Source organism: Rhizobium sp. LjRoot258, assembly GCF_964254185.1.
Taxonomy (GTDB): domain Bacteria; phylum Pseudomonadota; class Alphaproteobacteria; order Rhizobiales; family Rhizobiaceae; genus Rhizobium.
On the sequence record NZ_CAXUST020000003.1, the window covers coordinates 442,816 to 466,055 of the forward strand.

Annotated in this window: 21 protein-coding genes and 1 pseudogene; 17 read left to right on the forward strand and 5 right to left on the reverse strand. The window is 58.9% G+C overall.

Annotated elements, in window-relative coordinates; translation table 11 throughout:
• Positions 1 to 36: 36 nt before the first annotated feature.
• Complete coding sequence (locus ACSQ9D_RS30605; protein WP_436285559.1) at positions 37 to 1,830, reverse strand: hypothetical protein; 1,794 nt, start codon at positions 1,828 to 1,830, stop codon at positions 37 to 39.
• A gap of 131 nt (positions 1,831 to 1,961) precedes the next feature.
• Here ACSQ9D_RS30605 and ACSQ9D_RS30610 point away from each other — a divergent pair, with 131 nt between their 5' ends.
• From ACSQ9D_RS30610 to ACSQ9D_RS30645, 8 genes and pseudogenes are all read left to right on the forward strand, one after another.
• Positions 1,962 to 2,267 carry a hypothetical protein gene (locus ACSQ9D_RS30610; RefSeq protein ID WP_436285560.1) on the forward strand — a complete coding sequence of 102 codons (306 nt, stop codon included), beginning with the start codon at positions 1,962 to 1,964 and terminating at the stop codon, positions 2,265 to 2,267.
• Between the two features lie 141 nt (positions 2,268 to 2,408).
• Complete coding sequence (locus ACSQ9D_RS30615; protein ID WP_436285561.1) at positions 2,409 to 2,714, forward strand: hypothetical protein; 306 nt, start codon at positions 2,409 to 2,411, stop codon at positions 2,712 to 2,714.
• Positions 2,715 to 2,980: 266 nt separating this feature from the next.
• The gene (locus ACSQ9D_RS30620) at positions 2,981 to 4,432 is read left to right on the forward strand and encodes a DUF3300 domain-containing protein (RefSeq protein WP_436285562.1); all 1,452 of its coding nucleotides are present in this window, start codon (positions 2,981 to 2,983) and stop codon (positions 4,430 to 4,432) included.
• Positions 4,433 to 4,466: 34 nt separating this feature from the next.
• Positions 4,467 to 5,402, forward strand: a complete 936-nt coding sequence (locus ACSQ9D_RS30625) for a DUF2950 family protein (RefSeq protein WP_436285563.1) — start codon at positions 4,467 to 4,469, stop codon at positions 5,400 to 5,402.
• A gap of 119 nt (positions 5,403 to 5,521) precedes the next feature.
• Positions 5,522 to 5,992, forward strand: a complete 471-nt coding sequence (locus tag ACSQ9D_RS30630) for a hypothetical protein (RefSeq protein ID WP_436285954.1) — start codon at positions 5,522 to 5,524, stop codon at positions 5,990 to 5,992.
• Positions 5,993 to 6,042: 50 nt separating this feature from the next.
• Positions 6,043 to 6,576: pseudogene (locus tag ACSQ9D_RS30635) on the forward strand (CYTH domain-containing protein).
• A 71-nt stretch (positions 6,577 to 6,647) separates the two neighbouring features.
• Positions 6,648 to 8,333, forward strand: coding sequence for a SulP family inorganic anion transporter (locus ACSQ9D_RS30640; protein ID WP_436285564.1), 1,686 nt, complete (start codon positions 6,648 to 6,650; stop codon positions 8,331 to 8,333).
• A gap of 24 nt (positions 8,334 to 8,357) precedes the next feature.
• Positions 8,358 to 9,500, forward strand: a complete 1,143-nt coding sequence (locus ACSQ9D_RS30645; RefSeq protein ID WP_436285565.1) for an AI-2E family transporter — start codon at positions 8,358 to 8,360, stop codon at positions 9,498 to 9,500.
• 83 nt (positions 9,501 to 9,583) lie between these two features.
• Here the strand turns inward: ACSQ9D_RS30645 and ACSQ9D_RS30650 are convergent, their stop codons facing one another.
• The gene (locus ACSQ9D_RS30650; protein WP_436285955.1) at positions 9,584 to 11,704 is read right to left on the reverse strand and encodes a mechanosensitive ion channel domain-containing protein; all 2,121 of its coding nucleotides are present in this window, start codon (positions 11,702 to 11,704) and stop codon (positions 9,584 to 9,586) included.
• Positions 11,705 to 12,571: 867 nt separating this feature from the next.
• Between ACSQ9D_RS30650 and ACSQ9D_RS30655 the strand changes: the two genes are divergently transcribed.
• The 4 genes from ACSQ9D_RS30655 to cax all read left to right on the forward strand — a co-directional run bounded on the left by ACSQ9D_RS30655 (position 12,572) and on the right by cax (position 16,189).
• Positions 12,572 to 13,018: a hypothetical protein gene (locus ACSQ9D_RS30655; protein WP_436285566.1), complete on the forward strand. Its 447-nt coding sequence runs from the start codon at positions 12,572 to 12,574 to the stop codon at positions 13,016 to 13,018.
• Positions 13,019 to 14,245 carry an HlyD family secretion protein gene (locus tag ACSQ9D_RS30660; RefSeq protein ID WP_436285567.1) on the forward strand — a complete coding sequence of 409 codons (1,227 nt, stop codon included), beginning with the start codon at positions 13,019 to 13,021 and terminating at the stop codon, positions 14,243 to 14,245.
• 485 nt (positions 14,246 to 14,730) lie between these two features.
• Positions 14,731 to 15,057: a potassium channel family protein gene (locus ACSQ9D_RS30665; protein ID WP_436285568.1), complete on the forward strand. Its 327-nt coding sequence runs from the start codon at positions 14,731 to 14,733 to the stop codon at positions 15,055 to 15,057.
• Positions 15,058 to 15,094: 37 nt separating this feature from the next.
• A complete protein-coding gene (gene cax / locus ACSQ9D_RS30670) occupies positions 15,095 to 16,189 on the forward strand; it encodes a calcium/proton exchanger (RefSeq protein WP_436285956.1) in 1,095 nt (364 codons plus the stop codon).
• A 214-nt stretch (positions 16,190 to 16,403) separates the two neighbouring features.
• Here cax and ACSQ9D_RS30675 read toward each other — a convergent pair whose 3' ends face one another.
• Entirely contained in the window at positions 16,404 to 16,640 is a 237-nt protein-coding gene (locus tag ACSQ9D_RS30675) for a hypothetical protein (protein ID WP_436285569.1), read from the reverse strand.
• A 297-nt stretch (positions 16,641 to 16,937) separates the two neighbouring features.
• On the opposite strand from ACSQ9D_RS30675, the gene tnpA reads away from it, so the two are divergent.
• From tnpA to ACSQ9D_RS30700, 5 genes are all read left to right on the forward strand, one after another.
• Entirely contained in the window at positions 16,938 to 17,276 is a 339-nt protein-coding gene (gene tnpA / locus ACSQ9D_RS30680; protein WP_436284670.1) for an IS66-like element accessory protein TnpA, read from the forward strand.
• Positions 17,273 to 17,620 carry an IS66 family insertion sequence element accessory protein TnpB gene (tnpB, locus tag ACSQ9D_RS30685; RefSeq protein WP_040680928.1) on the forward strand — a complete coding sequence of 116 codons (348 nt, stop codon included), beginning with the start codon at positions 17,273 to 17,275 and terminating at the stop codon, positions 17,618 to 17,620. Before tnpA ends, tnpB begins: the two co-directional genes overlap by 4 nt.
• A 79-nt stretch (positions 17,621 to 17,699) precedes the next feature.
• Positions 17,700 to 19,358, forward strand: coding sequence for an IS66 family transposase (gene tnpC, locus ACSQ9D_RS30690; RefSeq protein WP_436284671.1), 1,659 nt, complete (start codon positions 17,700 to 17,702; stop codon positions 19,356 to 19,358).
• The gene (locus tag ACSQ9D_RS30695) at positions 19,358 to 19,942 is read left to right on the forward strand and encodes a plasmid pRiA4b ORF-3 family protein (protein ID WP_436285173.1); all 585 of its coding nucleotides are present in this window, start codon (positions 19,358 to 19,360) and stop codon (positions 19,940 to 19,942) included. Before tnpC ends, ACSQ9D_RS30695 begins: the two co-directional genes overlap by 1 nt.
• Before the next feature lie 85 nt (positions 19,943 to 20,027).
• Positions 20,028 to 20,339, forward strand: a complete 312-nt coding sequence (locus ACSQ9D_RS30700; protein WP_037124999.1) for a hypothetical protein — start codon at positions 20,028 to 20,030, stop codon at positions 20,337 to 20,339.
• Positions 20,340 to 20,525: 186 nt separating this feature from the next.
• Here ACSQ9D_RS30700 and ACSQ9D_RS30705 read toward each other — a convergent pair whose 3' ends face one another.
• On the reverse strand, positions 20,526 to 20,963 hold the full coding sequence (locus ACSQ9D_RS30705) for an N-acetyltransferase family protein (protein WP_436285570.1): 438 nt from the start codon (positions 20,961 to 20,963) through the stop codon (positions 20,526 to 20,528).
• A 170-nt stretch (positions 20,964 to 21,133) separates the two neighbouring features.
• Positions 21,134 to 23,071 carry a GTP-binding protein gene (locus tag ACSQ9D_RS30710; RefSeq protein ID WP_436285571.1) on the reverse strand — a complete coding sequence of 646 codons (1,938 nt, stop codon included), beginning with the start codon at positions 23,069 to 23,071 and terminating at the stop codon, positions 21,134 to 21,136.
• Positions 23,072 to 23,240: the final 169 nt, after the last annotated feature.

A 23,240-nucleotide genomic window follows, 5' to 3' on the forward strand; every position in this document is an offset into this window, starting at 1 on the left:
ATGACGGACCGGCAATGGCGCTCCGGGGCCAATCCCTCAGTTCGGCGGGACAGGGATCCCGGCTGCGCGAACCCCATCCAGAAAATGTTCGCGATCTTCAGGGCGTTGGATACGGGTCGATACCTCTTGGCGCACGTTCAGGAGTATGCCCGGCGCATTTCGCTCGAACCATTCCCGTTCCGTCCGAGCGGCGGCAATCTTGCCCTGCGCACCGAGCGCGCTAAGGAGAACGAGATGATGGATTGGATTGTAACGGAGGTCCGCCATTCGTGCCCAGACTTCCGCGGCTTTATAGTCGCCGCGCATATAGGCGCAGGTGGCGAGCCCTAGTTCGTAATATCCTATCGGGCCGTTGATGCGGGAAATCGCGCTCGACAGCAGTTCGCACCCGCTCTCCCATTTGCCGGACAATGCGAGTCTGAAGCCATACTCACCGGCCAACTCGGTATCATTGGAATTGAGCGCGAGCGCCTCGGCACCTGTTCTAAGGGCCGCCTCGATGTCCCCCTTGAAAAAATACACCAGCATTTGCGCCTCCAACGCTCTCACGTTCTGGGGGTCCAGTGCTACGGCCTTCTCTGCGGCAATCTCCGCTCGTTCGAGCGACGGGCCCGGCGCCGTCTGTAGCCTATACTGGAAGCGGACCTCGTCCACGTACGCCATGGAAAGAAGCGCCCAGAATGTCGAATATTGTGGGAAGCGTTCCGTCGCGTGCTTCAGGCAGTCTCTTGCCGAAGCGTGCTTTTGGGGCTCGAGGGTCCCCCTGTAGGCGTAGTAGGCGAGCGTGCAGGCGTAGGAATCCCGGTCTTCCGGGAGCTGTTCGTCGATGCGGGCCGCATCGGTTTGAAAGACAATGCCAGACGGTTGCGCGATGGCCACGGCTACGCTTCTTGCTACATCTGTCTGGACTTCCAGCATTTCTCTGACACTGAATTGCTTGTCGTAGTTATTGGCCCAGATGACCGATCCGTCGGCTTTGTTCAGGAACCGCGTCGTCAGACGGAGCGTGTCGTCGTCCAGACGGACGCGGCCTTGAAGGACGTATCTTGCAGGCGATTGCCCGACCAACGAGGGTTCGGTTTCCCCTCGCGACCTGCCCGCTATGACCACGATCTCCTTGAATTTCGACAACTGTCCGATAACCTCATCGGTAAGGCCGCGGGCGATGGCGGCTGCCTGCGGGGAGCCGGAGAGGTCTTCGAAGGGTTCCACGACGATCCGGGGCATGTCGACGCTGCTCAAATCGCTTCCAGGAGCGAGACGGACCAAACGCTCGATGTCCTTGACGGAAGACCCTACGAGGACGGTCCACAGTGCCAGAAGTAGAACTGCCGCCCCGAGCGCCGCCGCGATCCAGATCCAATTTCCACGCCGCCTGGGTACATGTTCGTCGCTTTGGATTGACAGATCCGGCTTGGTCGCGGGAGCAGGTCCAATCTCCTGACCGGGCGACACGTTCGAATGTGCATATCTGAAGGCCGGTACGTAGCCGCCTTTCGGGATCGAGATGAAAACGGGATCGTCCTGTCCAGCCACGAGATAGTAGCGCTCGAGCGCACGGCGCATGCGGCCAGCCTCTATCCGGACCACAGGGTCGTTTTGCGCATCGAAGGAACTTTCTCGGCCAAACACCTCGAGGGCGATCGAGTAGGCTTTCAGCCGATCGGATCGTCCTGCAAGCGCTTCATTGAGAATGTAGGACACGAAGGCCCGAGCTCGGTTGGGCGCATGAAACTCCGGGCTCGACAGGATGCGGTCATACTGTGCGCGCACTTCCGCTTCCGTAGGAACGGAGACGTCCTCCGTGCCGTCTCGTGAGGCGCCCAGCATCGCCTTCTCCCCGAGGCTTATTGAACCACAAATGCACGTGTATCCTCGTGTATCATACATCTCTAAATAAACTACATGCAATATGATGAGCTCGATAAGTCGACCGAGTTTGGCTTCGTCGAGGGAATGTGATGGGATCGAGTTCAAACTATCCCGGTGCTACGTCAGGCCTTGCCATTGCATGCGCGCTTTTTCCTGTGCGCTCACGAGAGATTGAAGTCTTGTTCGAGCGCAACGACAGCTTCAGAGGGCTCTGCGAGGACCTCGCTGCGGCGAACGAGGTACTCCTGACAATCGATGGACTTCCGGACGGCGTCCGTGATGCGAGGCGGCTTGAATACAAGGAGCTGATCTCGGGTCTTTCGACAGAAATCGAAGAGATGTTGTCCCTTGCCAAGGTCATCCGAATGCCGCGAAAGGATCGTCGCCCGAAGTAGTCCCGGTTGCTAACAGGCGTCGCGCCTGAGCATGCGGAGAGCCTTTTGATCCACCACCAAACATAGAGGAATACTCGGCCAATGTTTCGTATATCGATCTGGAAAATCCTCGGCTTGAGCCCCACTCCAGCGAGGATCGCAATGTTATTCGCTGCCTGTGCCTCGTTCCAGTTCTATCCCGTCGCCTATGCACAAGCCGCGGGCGATCAACTCAAAGACTTTCCGTTCGTGATCGGTTGTGAATACAAGGGTATGTTCCACGCTTTTTACCTCTCGAGAATAACGCCTGACGGACTGGCGACCTATGTTGCATCGGAACGGATTGCGGGTACGATTTCTCTGGATGGGCACGCAAAGGCAGTCGGCGAGCAGAAGGGTGGGAACTGCGTGGGCAAGACACTCGAGGAACTGCGCAGTTCGGGCCAAGCTCACTATCTACAGCCGTAGGGCTTACGTTCGCCCAACGCAGGAGGGGGTCGGGGCGAAACGGCGACGGGCGTGCCATGCGTTTGTCGAAGGCGCGACCGAAGGGTTGGCGACAGGCAGTTGAAAGTTGTCCGCACCACCAGCGAGTGAGCGTCTAGACCAATTTCGCCAGACGGAAGCGAGGCTGCCATCCCTACGCCCTGATGTATGTTCTCGTATGTTACGCCGTCAATCCAAGGGCCTCTTGTATAGTTTCAAGCCGTGCCAATCGAAGGAGGCCGATACCGATGCAAAGATCATTCAGGCTTTTGGTCGGATTGTCGGCCCTGGCAATCATATCGATACGACCGGATATGCCCGTGCACGCACAGGTGCCCACGCCGACAGCAAAACCGTCGGCCGAAGAGCCAGCCGAAACGGAAAGCGACCTCCTTGACGAGGAGGCGCTCGAAGTCCTCGTGGCCCGCATCGCGCTCTACCCGGACGAACTCGTGGCCGCGATCTCGGCAGCATCGCTGTTTCCCCTGCAGGTCGTGGAGGCTCAGCGCTTCCTGGAAGCAAAGAAGAAAGACGCCAATCTCAAGCCGAAGGACGACTGGGACGGAAGTGTTATATCGCTCCTGAACTATCCAGACATCGTCAAGATGATGAGCGACGATCTCGATTGGACCCAGGCGCTTGCTGACGCATTGAACAACCAGCAAAAGGACGTGCTGATCGCCATCCAGCAGCTTCGCGACGAGGCAGTGGCGAAGAACATCATCAAGACGGACGACAAGGTCACTGTTGTCACGGAGAACGAGAACGTCGTCATTCGACCGACCGATCCGGAGAAGGTCTATATCCCGCAATATCCGCCGGAGATGCTCTACGAACCGGGCTATGCGGTGGAACCGATCTCCTACTATCCCGACTACTACGACAACTACTATTATCCAGGAGCCGGGTTCTTCGCAGCCGCGGTGACCGGCGTCGCGTGGGCGGCCATCGTCAACTGGGACGATTGGGGCGTTTGGGGCGGCAATTGGGACGGCGACCTCGATGTCGACTGCAACAACTGCTTCAACGACCGGAACTTCAACGGCAAGGTCAAATGGAACGACATCGACTGGACCAAGGTGGACCGGAGCAAGCTGAATATCGGAAAGGATCAGTTCGCCAATATCGATCGCTCGGCCATCAAGTCCAGCCTGCAATCCGACAACCGCAACCAGCTCAAGAACAAGGTCAGCGACCGGCAGGCAAACCGCGGGCCGGGAGCCAGGGACGTCGGCGCCCGTGCCGACGACATCCGCAAGGGCACGGTCGAAGGCTTGAAGGCAAATCCGAGAGCGAACACCAGAGACGCTGCGGCGAACCGCCCGGGGGCATCGCGTCCGGATGCCCGACCAGGCAACGTAGCCAACCGCGCGGATGCGCGTCCAGGCAATGCGGCCAATCGCCCAGGTAATGTGGCAAACCGCCCATCAAAGCCGGCTGCGAAAGTCAACAAGAAGCCAAGCGCACCGAAGATGGCGGCGCGATCCGACAATCGTCCGCGCCAACCCAGCGCCCTCGGCAATGTGCAATCCGGCCGGCGTGAGGCGGTGGCTTCCAAGCGAGGCGGACAGAGCATGGGAGGCGGGCAACGCGGTGGCCCCCGTCCCTCCGTCCAACGCTCGCGCCCAATACCGCACGGAGGCGGTGGCCGCGGCGGTGGTCGAGGCGGTGGCGGTCGTGGTGGTGGCGGTCGGCGGTAGTGTTTCCAGCTTCTCGGATTTCCGGAGATAAACCATGAGATTACAGTTGAGATTAATCCCGCTGCTGCTCGGAACGGCTCTATCCCTGGCGTCGGCAGCTCCGTTGATGTCGCAGATGCAGACGGACCTTTCGGAGTTCGAAGCTGGCGCCCCACCATCGTTCGACGATCCATCGGCGGCGCTTGATCGGCTCAAGACCGTCTTGAGCGCCAACGACGTCGATGGCTTGGCAAGCCTTCTCGGTCTGAACGCGGCAAAGCTGCGATCCAGCAACGAGGCGATGATAAGCTACGGCATGATCCGCGAGGGTGCCGCGCGGCAGTTGCAATTGCAGGACGTCGAAGATCGCAAGGTCGTCCTAGTCGGAGACGTCCTGTGGCCCCTGCCTTTCCCCCTATCCAAGAACAAGGACGGCAAATGGGCATTCGATACGGAAGTCGGGCTGCAGGAGATCGTTAACCGCAGGGTCGGCCAAAACGAGCTTGCAACGATCCGCACGATGCACGACTACGTCAACGCCCAGTACCAATATGCTCAATTCGACGAGGATGAGGATGGCGTCTACGAGTTCGCTCAGCGGCTGATCAGCAGCTCCGGCAAGCGGGATGGCTTGTATTGGGAGCCCGGCTTGTTCGATGAGGAGAGCCCGGCCGGGCATCTGATAGAGACGGCGGCTTTCGGCAAGGCCAAGCGCGGCGAAGGGTATTATGGATATCGCTATCGTATCTTGACCGCCCAGGGTTCCAACGTCATTGGCGGCAAGCAGAGCTACATCGTCAATGGCAACATGACAGCCGGATTTGCCTTGATTGCGTGGCCGGTGACGTATCGCGTGACCGGGGTTCAGACGTTCATCGTCAACGGCGCGAACATCGTTTATCAGCGGGATCTGGGCCCCGAGACGGAGCAGCGGGTCTCAACAATCAAGGAATTTAACCCGGACGATAACTGGACGATCGTGCGCGACTAGCCCCATGGAGGCAGGCTCCTGAGGCGTATGCTACAGTATGATACCGTCCGCGACCTGTATCCTACTGCCCACTGCAGGTTATCCGGCCTATCATCCAGCAGTTTCTCGGAGGTATGGCGATGGCAAAGGTTGAAGCAACTGGCACCAATCCTGCCGCAATGAGTGCGGAAGAACTGAGAAAGAAAGCCTTGGAACTGAAGCTCGCGGAGATGGAGCGCGAGGACAAGATAAAATCACGGGAGGCAAAGAAGCATTCCGAGTTTGTCGAAGACTTCTTCCGCAAGCATATAGGCGACGACGAACGTGCGGTCATCAGGCGCGTAGTGACAAAGGCAGCCGCGGACGGGAAGTTCGAGGCCATGGTCTACAGCTTTCCCTCCAGCTTCTGCACTGACAGCGGCCGGGCCATCAACAATAATCTTCAGGGATGGCAGAACACGTTGCAGGGCAAGGCCAAGGAGGTTTACGAGCTGTTCGAAACCGTAGGAAGACCACAAGGCTACACGCTAAAAGCAATGGTCATCAGTTATCCGGGGGGCATGCCGGGCGACATCGGTTTCTTTCTAGGCTGGGAGCCGCCTCTGGAGTGAGCACAGACGAGGCAACGCCAAAAGCTGCGAAACCATTCGGGACGGGCGCAATGAAGACGATCGAGATCGAACGGAAGTTCCTGGTGCGCAACGATGACTGGCGCGCGAACGCGACTTCGGCCCACGAAATTCGCCAGGGTTACCTGACCCGCGGGCGCGAGAATTCTGTGAGGGTTCGTACAATCGACGGTCTGTCGGCGCGGCTGACCGTGAAGTTCGGAAAGCGGGGCCCGAGCCGCGAAGAATACGAATACGACATACCCTACGCAGAAGCGGTCGAGCTCCTCTCCCACGCAATTGGGGGCGTCGTCGAAAAGACGCGCTACACCGTGCCACATCGTGGGGTCGTATAGGAGGTCGACGTTTTCGGTGGCAGGCATGACGGTCTGACGATCGGCGAAATCGAACTGAACAGCGAGGAGAGCAACCCTTCAATTCCAAAATGGCTTGGCAGAGAAGTCATTGGTGACAAACGGTACTCCAATCGATCATTAGCGACGAGCACACTTGCAATCGCCCTGAAAGCTGGTTCGCCTGCCACAACGACCGCTCGGCAGAAACCGTCCAATGCCCATCAGGACTGAACTCGCTGATCGCTACGGCGCGCGCCGACCATAGCGCACGCCCCAGCCATTTTATTATGGGAAGGTAAAATATGGTTCCGTCGCAGGGTGCTGACCGATTTCTGTCACTGGACACAGACCCCCGGCTGGATCTTGTTGCCGGCCTCACGGCGGCCGCGGTCGTTCTGCCGAAGGCGATGGCCTACGCAACCGTCGCCGGCCTGCCGGTGAGCGTCGGTCTCTATACCGCCTTCGTGCCGATGATCGTCTACGCATTCCTTGGCACTTCGCGGGTACTGAGCGTCAGTTCAACGACCACGCTCGCCATCCTCACTGCCACCGAACTCGGACTGGTTGTCCCGGACGGCGACGCCGGGCGGTTGATCACCGCGACAGCCACGCTCACTGCCCTCACAGGGCTGCTCCTGATGGCGGCCTCGGTCCTGCGACTCGGATTTGTCGCGAACTTCATTTCCTCGCCGGTGCTGACCGGCTTTAAGGCGGGCATCGGGCTGGTGATCGTCCTCGACCAGGTGCCGAAGCTTTTTGGCCTCCACATCGCGAAGGAAGGGTTCTTCCGGGATGTTCTAAGTCTCGTCCATCATCTCCCCGAGGCGTCTGTTCTCACGGCCGTGATCGGAGCATCCGCACTTGTCCTGTTGCTGGTCATGGAGCAGATCTGGCCGCATTCGCCAGCCCCGCTCGCGATCGTCGGTGGCGGTATCGCTATATCATGGCTGGCGGGGCTCGGCGCGGCCGGCGTCTCGACAGTGGGCTTTATTCCGCAGGCGCTGCCGTCGTTGACGTTGCCTGGCGTGGACATGGTCGTCCAATTGCTGCCGGGGGCGATTGGTATCGCGCTGATGAGCTTTACCGAGACGATTGCCGCCGGCCGCGCCTTCGCCGCGCCGGCCGAGCCTCCGATCAGAGCCAATCGGGAGCTTTTGGCCGATGGCGCTGCAAACTTTGCTGGGGCGTTTTTCGGCGCGATGCCTGCGGGAGGCGGCACGTCGCAGACTGCCGTCGTTCGTGCCGTGGGAGGACGGACGCAGAAGGCCTCGCTCGTCACGGCCGCGGTCTCCGCCGCGACGATGCTGATCCTGGCCCCACTGCTTGGGCTTCTGCCGCAAGCAGTGCTAGCGGCCATCGTGATCGTTTATTCCGTCGGTCTGATCCAGCCCGCCGAGTTCCGGTCGATCCTCAAGGTTCGACGGATGGAGTTTCTGTGGGCGCTCGCCGCCTTCTTCGGCGTGCTGTTCTTCGGCACCCTTCAGGGTATCGTCGTCGCCATCGTCCTGTCTCTTGTCGGTCTGTCCAGTCAGGCGGCCAATCCACGGATCCACGTCATAGGCCGGAAACCAGGCGAGGATGTCCTGCGTCCGGTTTCATCGGAGCATCCGGATGACGAGACCTTCGATGGATTGCTGATCCTACGACCGGAGGGCAGGCTGTTCTTTGCCAACGCCCAGCAGATCGCGGACCGGATCGGCGGATTCGTCGCTGAGGCGAAACCCAGTATTCTCCTGCTCGATCTCAGCGGTGTCTTTGATATCGAATATTCGGCGCTTCAGATGATGATGGAGCGCGATCAACGTCTCGCGGAGCAGGGCGTCGGTCTTTGGCTCGCGGGCCTCAATCCGGATGTCCTTGCCTACGTTCGGGCGTCCGGATTCGCTGACCGGCTCGGCCAGGACCGCATGTTTCCGACGGCGGGCGCCGGCATCCGCCATTACCAGGACAACGCCCAGGCTCTAACAACACGCCGCGCAAAAACGTGATTTAGGCGCCGCACGGAGGACTACATGGACGACAGCTCGTCTCCGCCCTTGACGGAACGCAAGGTGGACAACCACGCAGCCATCGAGCCCCGCATCACCGATCTCGTGCGATTTGGCGTTGTCGGGTTGTTTGCCTACTGGTCGTTCACCCTCGTCGCGCCCTTCCTCGTGATCGTTATCTGGGCGGCTATCCTCGTCGTTGCTTTGTATCCTGTCTATCAGGCACTACGCACGGTTCTCGGCGGCAGAAGCAGGCTTGCGGCAATCGTGGTGACGATATTGTGTCTCGGCGTCATCCTCGGTCCGCTCGCGGCGATTGCACTGAATTTCGTCGATGCGACCCAACTGTTGTTGTTGAAGCTGAGGGAAGGATCGCTTCACCTGCCTTTGCCCGCCGAAAGCGTGCGCGATTGGCCTTTGATCGGCGAGCGCGTCTATGCCGCATGGAGCCTGGCATCCAGCAATTTTACCGAATTGTTCAAACGGTTCGAGCCCGCCCTGTTGGAGACGGGCGGCTTTGTTTTGGGCAAGGTCGCCAGCGTCGGTCTGGGGTTGGTGAGCTTCGTTGCGTCAGTGATCATCGCCGGGGTCCTGTTCGGACCGGCGCCGCGGCTGGCAATCGGCATCAGAACATTTGCCCAGCGGATTGCGGGAGATCGAGGCGTGGGATTCGTGACGCTTGCGGGCGCGACGATCCGCAACGTCGCGCGTGGTGTGATCGGCGTCGCACTCCTGCAGACGCTGCTTGCCGGCGTGGTCTTTTCCATTTTTGACATCCCGGCCGCCAGCGTCCTGACGTTCGTCGTGCTGATCTTATGCATTGTCCAGATCGGTCCGGCGCTCATCCTTTTTCCGGTCATGGTCTGGGCGTGGATGGCGCTTGATCCTGTCTCAGCCCTCATCTTGACGGCGTTGCTGATACCGATCGGGTTGATCGACAATGTGATCAAACCCATTCTGGTCGCGCGCGGTCTCTCGACCCCCATGCTGGTCATCCTGCTGGGGGTTCTGGGCGGGACGCTGTCCTACGGCCTGATCGGCCTGTTTCTCGGGCCCATCGTCCTCAGCGTGTTCTACGACCTCCTCGTCGCCTGGGTGCGCGTGCAGCCGCCATCCGAAAATGTCAGCAGCTCTGAACCGCAGGCTCCAACCGCTGGCATCACGTGAGGGATTGGCGGCAGTCGGCTAAATCGCAACAGCGGCCAGCGCGATGCGGTCAGATCACCAAGAGAAATCCGGCAACCGACCATTCACGTGGATCCCGCAGCGATCGCCGCGTTGTGTGTTGCGAGCGTCTGCTGGGCCGCGGCGGCGATGCTGTCGTCCTTTCCGCCCGAGACCTGCACCGTGGGCACCGCGATCTTGATGCCGTTCTCGTTGAATGCCTGATGGATCATTCGGAGAGCCCGCCGCTTTAGTGTGAACTGCTGGCCGGGCTGCGTCATGACCTTCATTCGCAGCAGCAGCCCGGAGTCTCCCAGGCTGTCGATACCCTGCATCTTCAGCGGTTCGATGGTGGTCGCCTTGAACTCCGGGTCCTCGAACAGCTCCAGACCGATCTTCTTGATGATCTTGCGGGCCTTTTCGATATCGGCGTCATAGGTCACGGTGATCGTCATCTTTTCGATCACCCAGTCGCGGCTCAGGTTCTGAACCGCGCCGAGTTCGCTGAAGGGGACGATATAGACTGCGCCGCGATGATGTCTAAGCTTGATCGACCGTAGGCTGAACGACTCGACGTTGCCCTTGTAACTACCGCTCTGGATGTATTCTCCAACCCGGAAGGCATCGTCTAGCAGGTAGAACATCCCGCTGATGACGTCCTTCACGACCGTCTGCGCCCCGAAGCCGATGGCGACGCCGACGACGCCGGCACCCGCGATCAACGGTCCGATTTCAACGCCGAGAGACGACAATGCCATCATGATCGCGACGGCGGCGAACAGGATCATCAGGAAGTTACGCAGGATGGGCAGCAATGTCCTGAGGCGCGTCCGACGCCGTTCTTGCTCGCTACCAACCTCAAGGACTGCTTCCGTGTCGCCGAGTCTGCGATCGATCAGGACCTTCACGACGCTCCAGGCAAGATCCACGACCATGAGAATAATCCCGGCGCTCAACACACCACGGATCAGCCGCAGGGCGGGGGAGTCCTGCATCGTCATTCGTGTCAGCTCGATGTTGAGCATATCCGCGAGAAAGACGATCGCGCCGATGATCAGGACAGCTCGTATGCCTCGCTCCACGATGACCGATGCGATGGTGCTTTTTCTGCTTTCCTCCTCGGTATCCGAGCTATGCAGAACGTTGTTTACAGCGGCCTTGGTGAGGGCGATCGCCCCCGGCAGCACGGCAAATACGACAACGATCCAGAAGAGCTTCATCGCGCCGACCACCCATAGTAACCAGACCGCGGCGAAGTAGGCGGTCCAGAGGCAGTTCCGGGCACGAGTGCCAATTCGATCGGGTCGTGGGGTTTGAGAGAACACAGAAGGACGTCGCCAAACGGCTTCTATGCCGATGACAAGGAGGACGACGCCAAGCGAATAGGCCACGAGCTGTCGCGCGGGAACGGAAAAGCCAAGACTGCCGAGCAGACGGATGGTCACCCAGCCGAAGGCATACCAACCCACCGCATATCCTAGTCGCGTTGCCCAATGAGCGGCGACCTCGTCCGAGACGGGTATAAGGCGGAATTGATTTTGTGCCAGCCGATGGGGAGCCAGGATCACGTCGAAGACGGCACTCGCGAGGCGGAAGACGACGACGGCAAACAGGTAGCCGACGACGATCTCGCGGACGAGCGGCGGCCACTCGAACAGAAGGAAAAATCCGATGCTGCCCAGCCCGAAGGCCAGGACGTAGCAGACGGCCCAAAGCAGTCTTGCCCCTATGGCTACCAGTCTCTCTTTGACAGTGGAGATGGAGGCACGGGACATCCATCGCCGCCATCCGGCGCTGATGCGGTAGAATACCCACTGTGCGGCGAGTCCCACGACGACAAAGGCTATGACAAGGAAGATCGGTCGCGTACCGCCGATCGCTTCGACGTCGCGCTCGAGGAGCGCCGCCCCGCGCATCGTCTCCGTCGGGAAGGACCGCGCCGCTGCAAGCAAGGTGGTGATGTGGCCGCGAAAGCGTGTTGTGACCTCGCTGAAGGAAACGCCCGTGTCCCTGGCCTGCGTCGCTGGTTCGGGCGTTGTTCGGGCCGCGGCAGCCTGCTGCTGGAGAAATGTCTGGACGTCGGGATCGGCGAACATCGCTAAGAACCGTTGAACGCTTTCCGGCTGCGCGATCGGAGCTGGCTGGCTCTGCGCGGCCGCCGGAACAGCCATGAGGGCAACCAGCATGAAAGCCGCTGTACGGACCATGCTTCGAACCCAGGCAAAATTCGGGATTGCTGCCATGTTTCTATCCTGTCCTGTCCTGACTGCTAGCACGCCTCCTGCGTACGAATGCCGGCATTTGATTCCCGTTCCCAATCTGCTCACCTGGATCGCAAAATTGTCTCTGGTGTCGGCATCGACGACTGCGAGCTCAGCCATTCCTTGGCGGCGTCGCGCGTGATCTCCTCGGCCTTCAACGTGGCAAAGTCAGTGCTCACATTGTTCCTCGCGTGGTCAATCCGACATGAGCCGCTTCGTCGCCGCACACCGCAGGTGTCAACTCGAGCCCTGAGGATAAACTATGCGAAAACGTGAAATCTTACCCGTAGCATCACGTATCTTACAGCCTTGGGCAGAGTTCCTATCGAGGCTGCGGGCCGAAGGCGTCCGCCGTTATGCCTCCCTGGATTAAGGTTGCATCCTGACGATGTTCCGGCCCTCGCGATGTGCGTTGTCTGGCGGCAGTGGTCTCGACGTCTCCGGCCAATCCGTGGTCTCCTTGAAAGTCGAACCGGGATGGACGCGGCCGCTTCCAATGTCCGCGTCAATCGCGTGCATAGCCTGCTTCCGTTCCTCCTCCCACGCATGGTTCGCGCGCCGGTATGATACCGTAACATACTGCACATTTTGGTTTCGTTCTCGTACACCAGTGGGTGGCGACCTGCGTGTCTGTGTCGTGATTGGAGTGACAGATGGACGAAGGCGTGGCTGCAGCTACGCGGCGGTTTCCAGCCCGACCTGGTCGCGGCTCTATCAAAAGAAATCGAAGAGGCGCTCGATGTCGGTGCCGCCTGACGTAGGAAACGCGCGGCATTCCACAGATACAGTTTGACATTCTTTTAGGTGGTGGGAATGGCAGAAGAAGTTCACCCAGCGGCAATCGAGCATTTGCCGATTTTCATTACTCCGCCCGGACAGACGGACTACCTTTTGGTTGCAGTCGTCATCTTTCTGTTGGTGGCGGTGCTTGCCGTTGGCAATTTATACTTTCAATTGCACGCCCTTCCCGAACGCAGGGCCCACCGGACGAACAAAGTACAGATGGAGATCGTGGCCGTTCTGGCGCTCATCTCGCTGTTCACCCATAACCATATCTTCTGGATTGCCGGTCTGCTCCTGGCCTTCGTTCAGTTTCCCGACTTCTCGACGCCGCTCTACTCCATCGCCCAATCCCTCGGCAAACTCTCCGGCCGCACGGCTGAAATGACAGGTGATGATGCTCTAGTTCCCGAGGATCCGGGGGACGCCGTGCCGACGCAGCCGCCGACCAAGACCAGCGCGCATGGAGAGGACATCTGAATGTTTGAGTTGCTGCTCTGCTCCATGTTGACGATTTTGCCCGACTATCTTTTCCGACGATACGGTCAGGGAAAGCGGATCGGCCGCGACATCACGCTTTATACGGTGTGGTACGAGCTCCGGTGGGGGATCACGGCCTGCTTGCTCCTCACCGTTTCCCTGATCACGATGATCTTTTACTTTCACCCTTCGACCAAGAACGTCACGGCGATATTCCGGACCGTCACGATCCTGCCGGAGGCGACCGGACGTGTAGAAGAGGTTTTCATTGGAATAAATCAGAAGGTCGCGGCCGGTGCACCACTCTTCCGGCTTGATGCGTCCGAACAGGAGGCGGCGCTGGAGACCGCCCGTCGGCGCATTGCCGAAGTCGACGCCGAGACGAAGGTGACCGAGAGCGAGCTCGCTGGCGTGGACGGCCAGATCAAAGAGGCGCAGGGTGCCTATCAGACGGCCGTCGACGAATACGAGATGAAGGCCGAGCTCCTGACGAACAACGCCGTCGCCAGGCGCGAGGTCGAACGCCTAGCGACGACGATCGATAGCCGTAAGGGAGCGCTCGACGCAACGGTTGCGAAAAAGCAGACCATGGAGACACAGATCTCCTTGCTGTTGCCCGCTCAAAAAGCAAGCGCCGAAGCCGCCTTGGCACAGGCGCAGGTCGAACTCGACAAGACCGTCGTTAGGGCAGGCGTCGCGGGGACCGTCCAACAGTTTACGCTACGTCGCGGCGACGTCGTCAATGCAATGTTGCGTCCTGCCGGTATCCTTGTGCCAGAAGGCGCTGGACAAGGCACGCTGATCGCCGGCTTCGGGCAGATCGAAGCGCAGGTTATGAAAAAGGGGATGATCGCCGAAGCAACCTGCATTGGAAAGCCATTTACAATCATTCCAATGGTCGTGATCGAAGTGCAGCAGGTTATCGCCACCGGACAGATACGGACCTCGGATCAACTGATCGATGTTCAACAGACGGCGCAACCGGGAACCCTGACCGTCTTTCTGCAGCCTCTCTTTGCCGGAGGGCTAGACGGCGTCCCGCCGGGAGGCAGTTGCATCGCGAACGCCTATACCAACAATCACGATGCACTTGCTGATCCGAATACCGGCACGCTTAGGGGTTTTTCCCTGCATATGGTCGACGCCGTCGGACTTGTGCATGCGATGATCCTGCGGATGCAGGCTGTGCTGCTTCCTGTCCAGACGCTCGTTCTGTCGGGGCATTAAAACCACTCGCCGCGAACCCCATCGTGGCATCGATGACGTCGTGCTGGATATCGGGGCATTTCGTGGCAATTTGGACTCGGCCGGCTTCGATCTTGCGCGGGTACTCGCTGCCAATCTGCGGCGCTGGTCCAAAGGCAGAAAGAGATGTCCGCATGGCTCGCGTTACGATCTCGAATAAACTTGATTGGTTCGTGGCTGCTACGAGCGCCGCCGTGTCCGTCAATGCCGCGGAGAAGACTAATGACTTCGTCAACGTTCGGAAACACTGCGACCTTACATACCTTTGGAGAGACCCGCCCGATCTCAAGGCCTTCAACGAGTGCATGAGGCGGGCGCACTATCGGCTCCATTTCTCGCCGACATGCCAAATCGGAAGCCGCAGGGCGCAATGCTATGATCTGCGGCCCTAGTGGCTTAGCCGGCGTGAAAGCGGAAGGACAGAAGTGCTCGGAAAATAGACTTTCCTATCATCAAGGGGGCGTGCGATGGGACAAAACCAGACCAGACGCGCATTTTTCAGGTCGATGTTTCGTTTGTTGCTTGTGCTGTGGCCGATCCTGTCAGGGATCTTAATGGTTATGGTCGCATGCGGGCTTCTCGCCGGACGAATAGAAGGCTGGTCGTTGACCGACGCGCTTTATTTCACCTTCGTTACTGGCCTTACGATTGGCTACGGGGATGTCACGCCGCACTTCTTTTCTTCGCGTGTTCTGGCGGTCTTAATTGGGTTCTCCGGCATCGTCCTCACCGGGCTGGTGGCGGCAGTCAGCGTACAGGCGCTGCATGGAGCGGGGATCGATCCCAACTCGTGAACTGCATCGCGTTCACGCTCTCAGCAGGGAGGTTTCCATGAATCATATATGGAATGAAATCCGACAGAACCGGCTCCTCTGGCTACTCGTCATGGTGCCGGTCGTGATTGCAGCGCAGAAAATCAGCCCGGGTGCTCACACACTTCTTTTCCTGCTGTCGCTTCTGGCGGTGATCCCTTTGGCCACCTTGCTCAGCAACGCCACGGAATCCGTGGCGGCCAAAACCGGGGATGCGGTTGGGGGGCTTCTCAATGCAACGCTTGGTAACCTCACCGAACTTATCATTGCACTTACCGCACTACGCCTTGGCCAGTTCACCTTGGTGAAGGCGTCGGTGGCCGGAGCTATCGTCGCCAACACGCTGTTCCTCTTGGGCGCGTCGTTCTTCCTTGGCGGATTGAAACACCATGTCCAGGACTACAACCGTGGGAACGCCCGCCTGCAAACCAGCCTGCTGTTTCTGGCGACGGTCGCCCTGATCATCCCTTCGGCCGTCGGCTCTCCCGGTTCTGAGGCCGCGCCGGAATTCCTGCAGCAACTGAGTGTCGGCTTGTCGGTGCTCCTCATCGTAGCCTATGGGCTGGGCCTCCTATTTTCGCTGAGAACCCACCGCGAACTGTTCGGCGCCTCCGAGCAAGCCGAGGAGGAGCACGCACCTTGGCCGCTCAAAGTGGCCCTCGTTACGCTGGCCGGAGTGACCGTCCTGGTAGGGCTCGTCAGCGAAATATTCGTCGAATCCGTCCAGGCGGCTGCGGAGACGTTCGGGATGACCCCGGCATTCGTCGGCTTTATCGTCGTTGCGCTGGTCGGCGGAGCCGCGGAAATGGCCTCCGCCTTTTCGGCGGCCCGCAAGAACAGGCTGGACTTGAGTGTTGGAATAGCTCTCGGTAGTGCCGCGCAGATCGCCCTCTTCGTCGCTCCGGCCCTCGTGCTTCTCAGCTATGTGATCGGCCCCACCCCGATGAATCTGCAATTCTGGCCAGGGGTGGTCGTCATGATAATAATTGCCATGATGACTGCGATCATCGTTACAAATAGCGGCCGATCGACGTGGTTTGTCGGCGTGCTGATGCTGATGGTCTACCTGATCCTCGCCATGACGCTGTATTTGTTGCCTCCACATAACCAGTAGCCCGGAGTTGCCCCCTCGCGTCAGCCGTCAAAGGAGAAGGCCAGATGAGATGCATTCGAACACTTGTATTGGCAGGAGCGCTGATCGGTCTTGTGCCGATCTCATCGGCCTGCACTTCGACAACCCATCAAAGGGATGGAAATCTCCCACTAAACTCAGCCTGCGCGCTTGGATTTAGCAACGATCGCCCTTGTAGCTATTAGAAAGAACAAAGTTACGCGAGGTTTTCTATCTCATCGACAATATCGAAGACGAGCGCCTGGCCGATCTCGGGGATCGGCTGATTGACGTGGAAATTTCGGGAAATTGGGACGACCTCGTCGAAGAGGCCAGCGAGACTGCGGCTGGGTCCACTTTCAAGTAGCCACCGACCCTCGGGCTCCATAAGCAGGACTACCGAACGTGGATGACCCGCGGTCGTCTGGCCTGGAGAGGTCTTGCTCGACGACACGGTTCACAGCTCGATCATTTCCCGCAACAATTCTTGCGTCGTCGGGTTACGATCTCGCGCTCTTCGATCTTAGTGCACGCAGCTGAGCTGGAAGTCATCGTCTGTCCGCCCCCTTATCCCAAGTCGCTTGGGTTGCCCTGCATAGCTGCCATTCGGCATTTGCGTTTGGCCTCAAGCCGATATCCGCATAATACTCCCCGCAAAGAGTACGCCTTCGGCGGGGGCCACCTTGCGGAATTGTTCTGATGTTGTGAGTTTGCGCTCTTAAGAGTGGACTTAAGAGCGCATTGAGGACTGATGTCACAGGCAATTTTATTGACCGGGCGAGAGCGACGTCGGCGATGGTCCCGAGATGAGCGTGCAGAGATACTGGCGGCGGCGTTTGCGCCGGATGGGATTGTTTCCGAAGTTGCGCGTCGCTTCGATGTTTCGACCGGTTTGATTTATACTTGGCGGCGGCAGGCTTTGGCTGCAGAAGTCGGCCCTGTCTTCGTGCCAGCGAGGGTCGTTGGCCTTCCGGGTAACGGCGCGGTCGAAACGGCCATGTTCGTGGACTTCCCGAATGGCGCGAAGGTGAGAATTGACTGTACCGCACCTGCCGAACTGGCGGCTGCGGTCATGCGAGCACTCAAATGATCCCGATCAGCTCCGGGGTGCGGGTGTGGATCGCGAGCGGTCACTGCGACATGCGCAAGGGGATGCAGGGGCTCGCACTTCTGGTGCAGGAAGGTCTCGGTCGTGACCCCTTCCAAGGTGACGTTTTTGTCTTCCGCGGGAGAAATGGACGACTGATAAAGGCCCTGTGGCACGATGGGATCGGGCTATCGCTTTATGCAAAGCGCCTGGAGCGGGGCCGTTTCGTTTGGCCCGCGACCGAGGGTGGCGCGATCGCTCTTTCTGCCGGTCAGATGTCCTATCTGCTTGAGGGGATCGACTGGCGAAACCCGCTGCAGACCTGGCGTCCGACGAGCGCCGGATAGCGCATATTTTGCCGGGATTTGCGGCTGGGAATCCGAAGAAAAGCTATGCAAATCAGCGGTTTTGTGGTCCACTTCGAGCATGGAAACCGGCTCGGAACAGCACCTCGATTACGCCGCTGCCCTTGAGGCAGAGCTGATTGTCGCACGGGCGGAACGATCCGCTGCGGTGGCCGAACTTGCCGTCGCCAAGGCCAAGGAAGCCGATGATCAGGCCATCATTCTTCGGCAGAAAGTCCATATCGAAAAGCTTCAAAGGCAGTTGCGTGGCCGGAAGTCGGAACGAACCTCACGGCTGATTGCGCAGATGGAGCTGATGCTGGAGGACGCCGAGGCTGCCGCCACTGAGGATGAGCTTGCTGCCGAAATGGCCGTCGCCGCGGCGGCTCCAATCGCTGTCGTCGGCTTCACCCGCAAACGGCCCGTCAAGAAGCCGTTTCCCGCTCACTTGCCGCGTGAACGTGTTGTCGTGCCTGGTCCGGTTGCCTGTCACTGCTGTGGCAGTGATCGGTTGCGCAAGCTCGGCGAAGACATCACCGAGACGATGGAGAGCGTTCCGCGCTCCTGGAAGGTTATCCAGACGGTGCGGGAAAAGTTCTCGTGCCGCGACTGCGAGACGATCAGTCAGGCGCCTGCACCTTTCCATGTTATCCCGAGGGGGTGGGCGGGTCCGAGCCTGTTGGCGATGATCCTTTGCGACAAATTCGGCCAGCACATTCCCCTCAATCGTCAAGTCGAACGCTTTGCGTTGGAAGGTGTGCCAATCAGCCTGTCGACCGTGGCTGACGCGATCGGTTCCTGCTGCCATGTTCTTGAGCCACTGCTGAGGCGGATCGAAGCTCATACCTTTGCGGCCGAACGGGTTCATGGCGACGATACGACGGTGCCGGTTCTGGCCGCCGGCAAGACTGCCACGGGCCGCGTTTGGTCGTATGTGCGAGACGATGCTCCGTTCGGCGGATCTGCGCCGCCATCAGCCATGTTCTATTATTCCCGGGATCGAGCCGGCGAACACCCTCAAGCCCACCTGGCCAATTATAGCGGCATCCTTCAGGCCGATGCCTATACCGGCTATACCCAGCTCTATCTTCCTGATCGAAGTCCGGGTCCGATTTATGAGGCAGCGTGCTGGGCACATGCAAGGCGGCCGTTCTTCGCGCTGGCCGATCTGGAGACGAATGCACGTCGAAAAGCGCAAGGCAAACGCCCTGCGGTCATCTCGCCGGTCGCTCTCAAGATGGTCCAGCGGATCGATGCGCTGTTTGCGATCGAACGCCAGATCAACGGCCAGACTGCGGATGAGCGGAAGGCAACCCGTGGGCAGCGTAGCAAGCCGCTGATCGACGAAATGGAGATCTGGATACGCGATCAACGTGCCAAGCTGTCTCGCGACCACGATCTGGCGAAAGCGTTCGACTATATGCTGAACCGCTGGGAATCCTTTACCCGGTTCCTCGACGATGGCCGCATCTGCCTGTCGAATAATTGTGCGGAGCGTTCACTGCGTGGTGTTGCTTTGGGAAGAAAAGCCTGGCTGTTCGCCGGCTCCGACCGCGGCGGTCAACGGGCGGCAGCCATGTACAGCTTGATCGTCACCGCGAAAATGAACCGTATTGATCCGCAGGCCTGGCTTGCCGACGTCCTTGCCCGGATCGCCGATCATCCGGCAAACCGAATCGATGAACTGCTTCCTTGGAATTGGACAAATACCGTGACGACACCTTTGCCGCAGGCGGCCTGATGGCTGCCTCTCTCGTCCGTTTGAAAGTCACGCTCGATGACGTTGAACCTCTGGTGATGCGGCGCATTGTCGTACCGTTCCGCATTCGGTTTAACCGGCTTCATGAGGTTCTTCAGGCGGCTTTCGGGTGGACCAGCAGCCATCTCTACGAATTCCGCATCCGTGACGTCGGCTTCGGCCTTCCCGACGGTGGTTTTGACGAACCCATCGACGCTCGCAAAGCGACACTTCTTTCTGCCATCGAAGATATCGGCGCGAGATCGTTCAAGTACCTCTATGACTTCGGCGATGGCTGGACGCACACCGTCAAGATCGAAAAGACCTTTCCGGTTATCGCTGGCCTCGATGATCCTATCCTGCTGGATGTTGTCGGGCGGTGTCCTCCAGAGGACGTCGGCGGCCCTTGGGGATATGAGGAGTTCCGCGAAGCGCTTGCCGACAAAACTCACGAGCGCCACGATGAGCTTCTCGAATGGTGGGGCAGCGCGGACTACAATCCGACCACAGTCGATGCCGTCAACCTTCGCAAAAACGTGGATGCGCTAGCCGCCAAGTGGAAACGCAAAGCACGCAAGAAAGCCTGAACCTGCGGTCCTCGGCGAATGCTTACCGCAAAGAGGATCGAGCCGATCCTGCGTGTGATGCCTGTTGGCCCTAAATGGAGACGTTATGCAAAACATGGCAATTGCGGACAATCATATGGAGTCCGTAGAGAGTGGCAGCAAAACCATTGCTGTTCGGGTCGGTTACTGCTCAATCAAACCAGGGCCGCTTGAGATCAACTCTGCCAGTGGTTTCTGGGGAGCATCGAAGGTGCATGTCATTGCAGTCGAACGGAAGTCCATATCGGGTCTGAGCTCGGACGAACTTGTCCAGAGCGGGTTTCCCAGCGCCGATGCAATGGTTGAAAATCTTCGTCCGGCCCATCCCTGCATATCGACAGAATCCGAAGTTACCGTCATCAGCTGGAAGTCTGCATAAAGGCCCCGCAAAGGCCGATATCAGCGAAGGCAGACAGTTTGGTGTCAGAAATTCCCGATATTCGGTAGATCCCATGAGAGGGTGGACAGCGATCATCGCCATGGCAAATGTCACCAGCGACAGCTTCTGACCCGAGCGGTCAAATGATAACTTCGCAGTCGAGAATTTGCTATGCTCAGCAGACCATCAGAGGACCGGCTTTCGGAATTGAATGTAGCCCGAGCGTTCGGCAACTTTGTCATAAAGCGCAATCGCTGCTGCGTTGTCTGCTTGCGTTTGCCAGTAAACACGCGACGATCCAGCGGCCGCCGCCTCTGCACACACATGAGAGATCAGCGCTCGTCCAATACCCTGCCCGCGCATCGTCGGTGCGACAAAAAGGTCCTGTAGATAACAGGCGTCGCTGAGGCTCCAGGTCGAAGGGTGGAAGACGTAATGCACAAAGCCCACGGCGTCAGCGTCGACAACCGCCAGTGCACCGTGCACCCGTTCGCCTTCGTCTAATAGGCGGGACCACGTTCCATCATGGATAGCGCTATCAAGAACGCTGCCGTCGAACGCAAGATATTGCGTCCATAGCGCACGCCATTGTGCTTCGTCGTCGCTTCGTAACTGGTGGATCATTGCGCTCCTCACTCCCACTGCACGCCGATACCTTCAGAGGGTGCACCTCGCAAAGCCGTGTGCATTTCAAATCGCCAAGTCCGTACATCGCGCATTCCCGCTGCCGTCGACTCTCGCGAACTGGACGTACTGTTACGACTAGTTAGAGCCCCGCCGCAACGTTCAAAACCTCATCGCACGCTCTGTAGGTAGTCGGCCCGATCAAACGGGTCAGCCCCCGAACGTGGGCGTGAAACCGTTGAGCCAAATTTTCGAGCATAGTGATCAAAGGAACTCTCCAGCACGCCCGCGCCGCTCGACAGTCCCGGCAACTGTCGTTGAACGGTCTGAACCATTGCGGATGTTATCGTTCCCTCCAACCGGGCTATGCCGTCGCTGATCAGCTGTTCTTTGGGGGAGGCGCCACATCTTGCAAGCAGGGTGAGAGTGGCAGTTAATGCTGCCGCGGGTACCTTGAGAAGGAAACGATCAACCGGCTCGCACACGACTGTATGGGCAGATGATAGAGCGGTCGCCAGCACCAATGGCGTCAGCTTTCGGAAGTCAGCAGCGGTGCTCGACGGGGAAGAATGCCGCGCGGCTGTCATGGCCACATGGCAATCGATTACCTGCCAACCGTAAATGCCCGCTTTGAGCGTTTCGAAAACGGTTTCTTCGACCGCGCGGTAAAAACTCGCTGGCATTTGACCGACATCCACTTCAAGCGCGAAACTGTTGCCAGCACCTTCCGGCCGTGGATCGACACGCAACCCAATCGTCGCAAGAAATGGGTTCGGCTCCTTAAAAATGGTCTCAAGCCCGCTTCCGGTACCGACCAGCCTTTCGGCGTAGATAGTCGTGCTTTCCTCAAACGTGACGTCGAGGGCGAAGTCGTTTTGCAATGTGGCCTGGATGATCTCCTTTTGCACCTCGCCGTAGAGAGAGACGAACATCTCGCTGGCGTCGCCATTGATGCGCAGATTGATAAGCGGATCCTGCTCCGAGAGTTGCTGAAGCGCCAACCAAAGTGCTGCAATGTCAGACGGTCGGCGCGGACGAACGCGGGTCTCAAGGGTAGGCGGCGCGAAATGAAAGCCGCCGGTTGCGTTCCTATCGGCTCCCACCTCATTGCCAATGCGGGCATTGGCAAGCCCGCCGATCTTGGCGATCTGACCAGCACCGACCTGATTAACCTTCTCCAGCCGACCCTCGTTGAAGACTTGCATGGTTGTCACCTTGGCCGCGCCGGCTGGCAATTCGAGATAGTCGCGCACCGCTACCGTACCGGAGGTCAGATTGAGATATGCCAGTTTTTCTCCGCCCCATCCGCGTTCGATCTTGAAGATTTTCCCTTCGACCGGTCCGAGAGGGTTGGGATTTCGGCCTGGCAGCAGGGTTTCGATAGCTGCAATCAGGTCCGCAATACCGATGCCGGTCATCGCGGTTCCGCAAAATGCCGGATGCAAAAGACACTTCGCAACTTGGTCCGCAAGAGCTGCTCTGAGCCTCTCGATCCTGAGACTTTCGGGCGCCAAAATGAAATCATTGAGAAGAGTTTCGTCCTCGACAGCAAGGGCATCACAGAAAGCAGAGAAATGGGGCTCCTGCATCATATCGACACCCTCCACCTTCGCGTGTCGGCCACCGGCATTCGTGACGGCGGACATCGCAACGGGTCGAACCGACAATTGGCTGGCGATATCCCCTAGGATTTCTGAATAACGCGCCCCGAGGCGGTCGATCTTATTGATGAAGAAAACGAACGGAACACCGAGACGTCGCAACGCCCGAACCAAGACTCGCGTCTGTGCCTGAACGCCCTCCACTGCCGAGACAACAACCACGGCAGCATCGAGTAATTGAAGTATCCGCTCGACCTCGGCGATGAAATCCGGATGTCCGGGCGTGTCGATGAGGTTTACAATGAGGTCGCCGAGAGTGAAGGAAACGACAGCGGCCGCAATAGTGATGCCACGTTGTCGTTCGAGTTCAAGGCTGTCTGTCTGCGTGTTACCGGTATCGACGCTCCCGAGCTTGTCGATTGTGCCGGTGTCAAAAAGGAGTCGTTCCGTAAGGCTAGTTTTGCCTGCATCCACATGGGCGAGGATGCCCAGATTTAATGTGCGCATGTCTCATCAGCTTCTCAAAATTTCGGACTTGAGTTTGTTGAGAAGTGACTCGGCGCATTGAGACCTCCAGGTAGGCTACTGTCGGATACGGCGAACCTCGCCTTCCAAGGAGCGCTCGTCAGTTGTAGACGTGCTGCACCGGAACCGTCAAGCGCCACCAGTGGGACCG

Bases quoted from the DNA above. Each gene is read 5' to 3' on its own strand.
- ACSQ9D_RS30630 (WP_436285954.1), top strand. From the start codon at position 5,522: ATGGCAAAGGTTGAAGCAACTGGCACCAATCCTGCCGCAATGAGTGCG.
- ACSQ9D_RS30710 (WP_436285571.1), bottom strand. From the start codon at position 23,071: ATGCGCACATTAAATCTGGGCATCCTCGCCCATGTGGATGCAGGCAAA.
- ACSQ9D_RS30695 (WP_436285173.1), top strand. From the start codon at position 19,358: ATGGCTGCCTCTCTCGTCCGTTTGAAAGTCACGCTCGATGACGTTGAA.
- ACSQ9D_RS30665 (WP_436285568.1), top strand. From the start codon at position 14,731: ATGGGACAAAACCAGACCAGACGCGCATTTTTCAGGTCGATGTTTCGT.
- ACSQ9D_RS30610 (WP_436285560.1), top strand. From the start codon at position 1,962: ATGGGATCGAGTTCAAACTATCCCGGTGCTACGTCAGGCCTTGCCATT.
- ACSQ9D_RS30640 (WP_436285564.1), top strand. From the start codon at position 6,648: ATGGTTCCGTCGCAGGGTGCTGACCGATTTCTGTCACTGGACACAGAC.
- ACSQ9D_RS30620 (WP_436285562.1), top strand. From the start codon at position 2,981: ATGCAAAGATCATTCAGGCTTTTGGTCGGATTGTCGGCCCTGGCAATC.
- tnpB (WP_040680928.1), top strand. From the start codon at position 17,273: ATGATCCCGATCAGCTCCGGGGTGCGGGTGTGGATCGCGAGCGGTCAC.
- ACSQ9D_RS30625 (WP_436285563.1), top strand. From the start codon at position 4,467: ATGAGATTACAGTTGAGATTAATCCCGCTGCTGCTCGGAACGGCTCTA.
- ACSQ9D_RS30605 (WP_436285559.1), bottom strand. From the start codon at position 1,830: ATGCTGGGCGCCTCACGAGACGGCACGGAGGACGTCTCCGTTCCTACG.
- ACSQ9D_RS30660 (WP_436285567.1), top strand. From the start codon at position 13,019: ATGTTTGAGTTGCTGCTCTGCTCCATGTTGACGATTTTGCCCGACTAT.
- ACSQ9D_RS30655 (WP_436285566.1), top strand. From the start codon at position 12,572: ATGGCAGAAGAAGTTCACCCAGCGGCAATCGAGCATTTGCCGATTTTC.
- ACSQ9D_RS30700 (WP_037124999.1), top strand. From the start codon at position 20,028: ATGCAAAACATGGCAATTGCGGACAATCATATGGAGTCCGTAGAGAGT.
- tnpC (WP_436284671.1), top strand. From the start codon at position 17,700: ATGGAAACCGGCTCGGAACAGCACCTCGATTACGCCGCTGCCCTTGAG.
- cax (WP_436285956.1), top strand. From the start codon at position 15,095: ATGAATCATATATGGAATGAAATCCGACAGAACCGGCTCCTCTGGCTA.
- tnpA (WP_436284670.1), top strand. From the start codon at position 16,938: ATGTCACAGGCAATTTTATTGACCGGGCGAGAGCGACGTCGGCGATGG.
- ACSQ9D_RS30615 (WP_436285561.1), top strand. From the start codon at position 2,409: ATGTTATTCGCTGCCTGTGCCTCGTTCCAGTTCTATCCCGTCGCCTAT.
- ACSQ9D_RS30645 (WP_436285565.1), top strand. From the start codon at position 8,358: ATGGACGACAGCTCGTCTCCGCCCTTGACGGAACGCAAGGTGGACAAC.
- ACSQ9D_RS30705 (WP_436285570.1), bottom strand. From the start codon at position 20,963: ATGATCCACCAGTTACGAAGCGACGACGAAGCACAATGGCGTGCGCTA.
- ACSQ9D_RS30650 (WP_436285955.1), bottom strand. From the start codon at position 11,704: ATGGTCCGTACAGCGGCTTTCATGCTGGTTGCCCTCATGGCTGTTCCG.